Annotated in this window: 1 pseudogene; it reads left to right on the top strand. The window is 54.5% G+C overall.

Annotation, left to right across the window (positions count from 1 at the left end):
- Positions 1-376, top strand: a pseudogene (locus tag H8K52_RS20720) (hypothetical protein); the annotation flags it as partial.

Raw genomic sequence — 376 nt, 5'->3', positions numbered from 1 at the left:
ATTACAACAGCACAGCCACATTTAGCAATGGCGTGACCTTAGTTGGTGGCAGCCTGATCGTTCCAGCCGGTGTTTCCAGCTTCACGGTCACCGTCGCCACAATCAACGACAGTGTCGTCGATTCCGCGTCCCCAGAATCCTTACCATTGGTGATCGGTGGGGTAACAGGCAATGGCGGTATCTTGGATGATGACCAACCAAGCATCACCACAGTCGAACCAGGCGCACCAGGCGTCGCTGGTGACAATGTGGTCGAAGGCAATGATCTGGTCTACACCGTCAGCTTAAGCGCAACCACAACTGTGGCGTCCACTTATGCTTACAACTTAGGCGGTGGTACAGCAACAGCCGGTGCCGATTACAACAGCACAGCCAC

The sequence above is a fragment of the Affinundibacterium seohonense genome, assembly GCF_014284305.1.
Lineage (GTDB): Bacteria > Pseudomonadota > Gammaproteobacteria > Burkholderiales > Burkholderiaceae_D > Undibacterium > Undibacterium seohonense.
The sequence above is the reverse complement of the archived record's forward strand: the minus strand, read 5'-3'. Positions and strand labels throughout refer to the sequence as shown.